Below are 5321 nucleotides of genomic sequence, written 5' to 3'. Positions count from 1 at the left end.
CTTGGTCATCTTCGCCCGCAAAGGTTCCAGCTTGCCGCGCACCGAGGCGTCCAGACCCAGCCGCTCGCCGACCGCCCTGACCTGCACCGGGCCGTCGGCCTTCCGCACGATCGCCAGGATCTCGCGGTAGTCGCCGGGCAGCGCACCCTCGTCGGCCGCATCGCTGCGCTGCGGATTGAGCAGGACTGCCCGCCCGGCCACCTTCGCCGATACCGGAGCGACAGCCCCGGCGTCGGCCCGGGCCTGCTCGGCCAGACGGTTCAACACCCGCTCCGCGATCGCCAGTTCATCCCGCTCGGCCTGGACCTCCTGGAGCTGCTTGGCCAACTCCTCGGCCAGGGCGTCCAGTTCGCTCCGGCGGGCGGTGATCCACTGCCGCTCCTGCATCCCCGCGCCCTCCCGCGTTCTCACGGCGCGCCGACCTGCTGACGGATCGTAGGCAGGGACCGGTCGTGGGCGCAGCCGAACCCGGCATCCCGCCGGAGCCGGACCTGCCCGATGATCTACGCCATGGTCATCGGCCTCCGACCGGCACGAGTACCCAACTCGCCATTCACACCAGACCCGTGACCTGCGACTTCACGATGCACACCACTCACTGGCTGGCCGCCTCCCCCGTCGACCGGCTGCTGCCGCCGCCGGCAACCTGGGCGGTCACCCCCGAAGTGTTCAGTTACTGGCCCGACCAGGACGAGACGCCGGTCGCCCCCATCTCCCCCCAGGACCCCGTGGCCGTCCCGCTGCGCATCGGGCTGCTCGACGCCCTGGCGCACCTGCCGCCCGGCCAGGGTCCCGGCCCGGGACGCGGAGGTTCACCCGGCCCGGAGGCGGTGGCCCAACTACTGGCCTGCGCAGCCTGGTTCCAGCCTGTTCTCACCAACCCCGACCAGGACACCACGGCCCGCGCCGCCGCCACCCTGCAGGAGGCCGAACTCCGCGGGGTCACCGCGCACGGCACCCTCACCACGACCGGACACGCAGTACTCGTCCTGCTGCACGCCGGCGCGGCCCGCCACTTCCCCGCCGTCCCCGGCGCCGGACCCGGTCTGGGCGACCACCCCGACCTACTGTCCAAAGCCCGGGCCCTGGCCAAATTGAACCTGCGCCGCATCGCCCCGACCGTCCTGATCAGCACCGCGACCCCCGACACCACCCTGACCGCCCTGCGCACCGCCGGCTCGCCCCTGTGCTGGAGGCCGAAACCGGCACCACCGTCATCGAACGCGCCCCCGACGAACGCGCCCCAACACCATGCCGTCCCTCGCCCGGGTCCGCAGACCGCCCCGGAACTGGCCGCCGAACTACTCACCACCCGGCGACCGTAACGAGCCCGCCGTAGCGCTGCGCGCTCCGGAAACCTCATCCATGCTGGTCACAGCCCTGCGCCCGCCAGCGGAGGGCGGCGGAACCCTGCGCCTGCCGGGAACCCCATCCATGCGGATCGAGCGGCGTGTTGGTACTCAGGTGGAGTCTGGGCGCTTCACGGGGCCGCGCGCCTGCCAACGGCGGGGCCCCGGCCGCGGCACAGAGGTCCTCCAGGAAGCCGCCCTGCACCTGGTAACAGCTGTTACCATCAGGGTATGGCGAAGACACAGTTGGGCGCGCGCGTCGACAGTGAGATCAAGCAACTGGCAGAAGCCCGGGCTAGGGATCGGGGCCTGAGCCTCGGCGACTACATCGCCGTCCTCGTGCAGGAAGACACCGAAGGACTACGGCAGCGGGGCCTGGACGCCGCAGAGCGCTTCCTCACCGAGCACCAGGACATCTTCGACGAAGCCGAAGACGCCGACCGTCGCACCCATGGAGCGCACGCCGCGTAATGAACCTCCACATCGACGTCCCCTGGATCCTGCAGGTCGCGGAGATCGCGGGGGCTGGGGATCCCGCTCCCGACGACTACGGGGTGCCGGTGGCCGCGGTCGCCTGCCACCGGGCCGAACTGCTGGACCAGCCCGTCTACGACGGCCCCTACGCCCGCGCCGCCGCCCTGGTACATATCCTCGGCCGCTGCCGCTGGCTGGAGCGCTCCAACATGGCCGTGGCCGCGGCGACGGGCGTGATGTACCTGGAAGCCTCCGGGATCCCGGTCAAACCCGCCAGGGAGGACGCTGTCACCCTGCGCGACCTGCTGTGGGATCCCGCCTGCACCGCTGCGAAGATCGCCACCCTGCTGCGCGGCTGGCCGCAGGCCACCTGAACCCAGTCGTCACGGCGGCCCTGCCCACAACGCCACATCCTGTCCACCCTCGCCGGATTACGACGTGGCCTCGGCCGGCAACGCCTCGCCGGATGGGCCGGTACCGGCGCTGGCGCCGTCGGCCCAGTGGGCTCGAGTGAACGCGCTGCGGCGTCGAGTGCGGCAGCGCCCTCGTCGAGCATCGCGGTGAACGCCTGGAAGACGTGTGGCACTTCGGGCCAGACCTGCAGTTCGACAAGGACGTCATGCTCGGCGGCACGCGCTGCCAGTGGTACGGCGTCGTCGAGCAGGATCTCGTGCGAGCCGACCTGGATGAACAAGGGCGCCAGGCCGGTCAGGCCGGCGAAGACGGGGCTGGCGTGCGGGCCGGTGGGATCCGTGTCGCCCAGATAGTCGTGCACGCAGACCTTCCGGAGTCAGTGAGACATCGCCGACGTTCCGCACCTTCGCCACGCTGGTCACGGGGCTGATCACGCAGAGGGGAAGCTTCAGTCGTCCTTTCCACCAGGGCACGGGGCGAACAGTCGAGAGGGCGGGACGCAGGGCGGCGGCGGGTCAGGTGGTCGGCAGGCGCAGGGATCGCAGGCGCTCGGTGATGCTGTAGGAGTCCAGGCGCAGGGTGCGGATGTCGTTGATCAGGGAGCGCCAGGGGCCGTACGTCGTGTCCACGTGCTCGCCGGAGGCTTCGAGGTAGGAGATGGCGACGCCGTAGCCGTAGGCCTCGTTGCGGGCGGGGAGGGGGCGCAGGAGTACGCATTCCTCCAGGAACACGGCGGCCCGCCAGTAGGCGTCGGGGTCGGCCTGGTCGAGTCGTGGGGTGTTGACCTTGTGGCGGGCCGCCATTCCGACGAGCACGGAGAGGTCGTTGACGGTGAGGTCGGTGCGGAGGATGTCTTCCTGGCGGGCCAGGAGCCATCGGTAGTCGACGAGCAGTTCCACAGGTTCAGGCCGCCCGCGGCGTTTCGTGGGTGACCGGCGGGAGCCCGCCGAAGTCCGCGTCGAACCGGTCCAGGATGCCGGGCTCGATGATGCGGCGGAAGACGGCGGTGGCCGTGTCGAGCAGCTTCCCGTGCTCCTTTTCCTCGGCCAGCCGGGCGAGGTAGTCCTTCATGGACAGGCCCGCTCCGTCGGCCAGGGCTTTGAGGCGGTCTCGTGTGGTGTCGTCGATCTTGACGCTGGTGCCCGTGGGCGGAGACATCCAGGCCTACCGCTCCCTGGTGGCAGCCCTCGGACCCGCGCCGACGGTGTGTCTCATCGCCGACCCGGCACTCCGAGACACCGAGATGCCCGCATGGTCACTGGCCGAGCGGGCCCAACACTACGACGCGGAACTACGTGAGCGCTTCGGCGGACCGGACCACCGGCTTCACCTGGCCGGATGGTCCTACGGCGCCCGTGTGGCGATGGAGATGGCGGGCCTCGCCGAGTCGGCCGGCCGGCCGCTGGAAGCGCTCTACCTTCTGGATCCGCCACCGCCCCAGGCGGAAACACTGATCGCCGCGTACGACGAGGCTCAGCTGGAAAAGGTGTTCGCCGCCGAACTCGGCACCGGCGCCTCCTCGTTGCCGACCGAGCACGCACAGGCGTACGCCGAGAGGCTGGCCCGCTGCTGCCGCGTGAACCTGCGCAGCCTCGGGGAACATCGCGTACGGCCGCTCGCCTCCGTCCCTACGTATCTGTGGCTGGCCGAACACCCCACGGCGGGCATGCCCACTCCCGCGGACCCTCAGGAGCCGGACCGGCAGTGGAACACCTGCCTGCCCCCGTCCGCCGTACGCAGGTATCTGCCCACGGACCACTACGGCATCGTCGCGGCACCCCACGTAGACACGGTGGCCGAGACCATCAGGGCGACGCTGGCGTCCCCGGGTACCGGTACCCGCGGGACCACCGACCTGTAAACCCCACCCCGGCTCTGGAGGATGACATGGAGTCATACGAACGCAAAGCACTGGAAGCGGTGACCACGCGTCCCGCCTACCCCTACCGCACTCTCACCGTCGACCGGATCACCCCTGTCCTGGGGGCGGAAGTCTCGGGCGTCGACCTGTCGCAGGAGATCCCGGCGGAGCAACTGGAAGAGATCCGGGCCGCCTTCCACGACTACCACGTCCTCGTCTTCCGCGATCAGACGATCACCGCCGAGCATCACAAGCGCTTCGCCGCCGCCTTCGGCGAACTGCGCCCCGTCAACCCGCCGCCGCCCGAGGTCGATCCCTACATCCTGGAGATCCGCACGACGTCGGCCGCGGCAGACGTGGCAGGCAACGGCCGGCACGCGGACGATACCGCCCCGGGGGTCCGACCTCCCGGCTCAGGGGAGCCAGGCGGTGTGGGCGTCGATGGTGAGACCGAGCCGGCCGGTGTCCAGGGAGCCGTCGGCGTTGATCTGGAGCTGCCAGTCCGCATCGGGGATGTAACCGAGCACCAGGAGCCTGTCGGTTCCCCGCAGCGGGGTGTCCCGCCAGCGCTCGTTGCGGAACTGGGCGGCAGTCACCACGAACAGCCGCCGGAAGTGCGACCCGGTGGCCGCCGTGGCGCGGTCGTGCCGGCTGTGCGGGGTCCGGAACGCCGAAGCCGACGCGACGGGTCCGGACGGCTCGGCGGGTCCGCGGGTCAGCGCCTCGCCCTGGGTGGCCGCGGTGTGCAGCCGGGGCGAGCGCGCGCGCAGTCCGTCGGTGACGGGGGGAGAGGCCGCCGTACCCACCAGGACGACCGTGGCGAGAAGCCCGACCGGTCCCGAGACGAGTTCGGTGATGAGGGCCTGCGCCAGGCGCAGGACATCGTTATCGTCTCCCGTCAGGGCGATCGTCCCCGACATCTGCGAGAGGTCGACCAGCACCTTGTCGTCCCGGTGACGGCCGAGGGTGACGGTCAGGGAGTACGGATGGGTGCGCCCGGTGCCCCCGTTGCCGGCCCGGCGCAGGTTCGCCGGTTGCACCGACCACTCCTTCCCGGAGACGTCGGCGCTCCAGGGTGCGGGCGCGAGCGCGTCGGCTTCGAGGAGCCGTAACGTCAGCTGCTGATGCGAGTAGACGACGGCGTGCACCTCGGGCATCGGGCGCGAGCCGTGCGCGCACCCCTCCGCCACGGTACGCAGGCCCAGGGCGACCGTCTTCAGGGC

Annotated in this window: 8 protein-coding genes and 2 pseudogenes; 5 read left to right on the top strand and 5 right to left on the bottom strand. The window is 70.9% G+C overall.

Translation table 11 applies throughout. The features are described 5' to 3' along the window. The coding region (locus tag ABZ656_RS56240; protein WP_360280233.1) for a hypothetical protein at window positions 1-387 on the bottom strand (387 nt) is incomplete at its 3' end. Between the two features lie 179 nt (window positions 388-566). Between ABZ656_RS56240 and ABZ656_RS56235 the strand changes: the two genes are divergently transcribed. The 3 genes from ABZ656_RS56235 (at window position 567) to ABZ656_RS56225 (ending at window position 2197) form a co-directional block, all read left to right on the top strand. Then, a complete protein-coding gene (locus ABZ656_RS56235) occupies window positions 567-1325 on the top strand; it encodes a hypothetical protein (RefSeq protein WP_101408631.1) in 759 nt (252 codons plus the stop codon). Between the two features lie 255 nt (window positions 1326-1580). Continuing rightward, window positions 1581-1820, top strand: coding sequence for a hypothetical protein (locus ABZ656_RS56230; RefSeq protein WP_101408630.1), 240 nt, complete (start codon window positions 1581-1583; stop codon window positions 1818-1820). Continuing rightward, the gene (locus tag ABZ656_RS56225; RefSeq protein WP_101408629.1) at window positions 1820-2197 is read left to right on the top strand and encodes a fic family toxin-antitoxin system, toxin component; all 378 of its coding nucleotides are present in this window, start codon (window positions 1820-1822) and stop codon (window positions 2195-2197) included. The genes ABZ656_RS56230 and ABZ656_RS56225 overlap by 1 nt, the downstream gene beginning before the upstream one ends. A gap of 254 nt (window positions 2198-2451) precedes the next feature. Here the strand turns inward: ABZ656_RS56225 and ABZ656_RS56220 are convergent. The 3 genes and pseudogenes from ABZ656_RS56220 to ABZ656_RS56210 all read right to left on the bottom strand — a co-directional run. Next, window positions 2452-2598, bottom strand: a pseudogene (locus ABZ656_RS56220) (alpha/beta hydrolase fold domain-containing protein); the annotation flags it as partial. Between the two features lie 154 nt (window positions 2599-2752). Then, window positions 2753-3136: a toxin Doc gene (locus tag ABZ656_RS56215; protein WP_101408628.1), complete on the bottom strand. Its 384-nt coding sequence runs from the start codon at window positions 3134-3136 to the stop codon at window positions 2753-2755. A 4-nt stretch (window positions 3137-3140) separates the two neighbouring features. After that, a complete protein-coding gene (locus ABZ656_RS56210; RefSeq protein ID WP_101408627.1) occupies window positions 3141-3395 on the bottom strand; it encodes an antitoxin MazE7 in 255 nt (84 codons plus the stop codon). On the opposite strand from ABZ656_RS56210, the gene ABZ656_RS56205 reads away from it, so the two are divergent. After that, on the top strand, window positions 3382-4098 hold the full coding sequence (locus ABZ656_RS56205) for a thioesterase domain-containing protein (RefSeq protein ID WP_360280228.1): 717 nt from the start codon (window positions 3382-3384) through the stop codon (window positions 4096-4098). The two genes, ABZ656_RS56210 and ABZ656_RS56205, sit on opposite strands and share 14 nt — an antisense overlap. A 26-nt stretch (window positions 4099-4124) precedes the next feature. Further along, window positions 4125-4403, top strand: a pseudogene (locus ABZ656_RS56200) (TauD/TfdA family dioxygenase); the annotation flags it as partial. 108 nt (window positions 4404-4511) lie between these two features. On the opposite strand, the gene ABZ656_RS56195 reads toward ABZ656_RS56200, so the two are convergent. Further along, a partial coding sequence (locus ABZ656_RS56195) for a hypothetical protein (protein ID WP_360280236.1) occupies window positions 4512-5321 on the bottom strand: 810 nt, incomplete at its 5' end.

It is taken from the genome of Streptomyces sp. NPDC007095 (assembly GCF_040634475.1).
Lineage (GTDB): Bacteria > Actinomycetota > Actinomycetes > Streptomycetales > Streptomycetaceae > Streptomyces.
This window is presented reverse-complemented; position numbering and strand designations above follow the sequence as displayed.

What these genes read in the sequence shown, in the direction of transcription:
- ABZ656_RS56230 (WP_101408630.1), top strand. Translation starts at nt 1,581, where the DNA reads ATGGCGAAGACACAGTTGGGCGCGCGCGTCGACAGTGAGATCAAGCAA.
- ABZ656_RS56225 (WP_101408629.1), top strand. Translation starts at nt 1,820, where the DNA reads ATGAACCTCCACATCGACGTCCCCTGGATCCTGCAGGTCGCGGAGATC.
- ABZ656_RS56210 (WP_101408627.1), bottom strand. Translation starts at nt 3,395, where the DNA reads ATGTCTCCGCCCACGGGCACCAGCGTCAAGATCGACGACACCACACGA.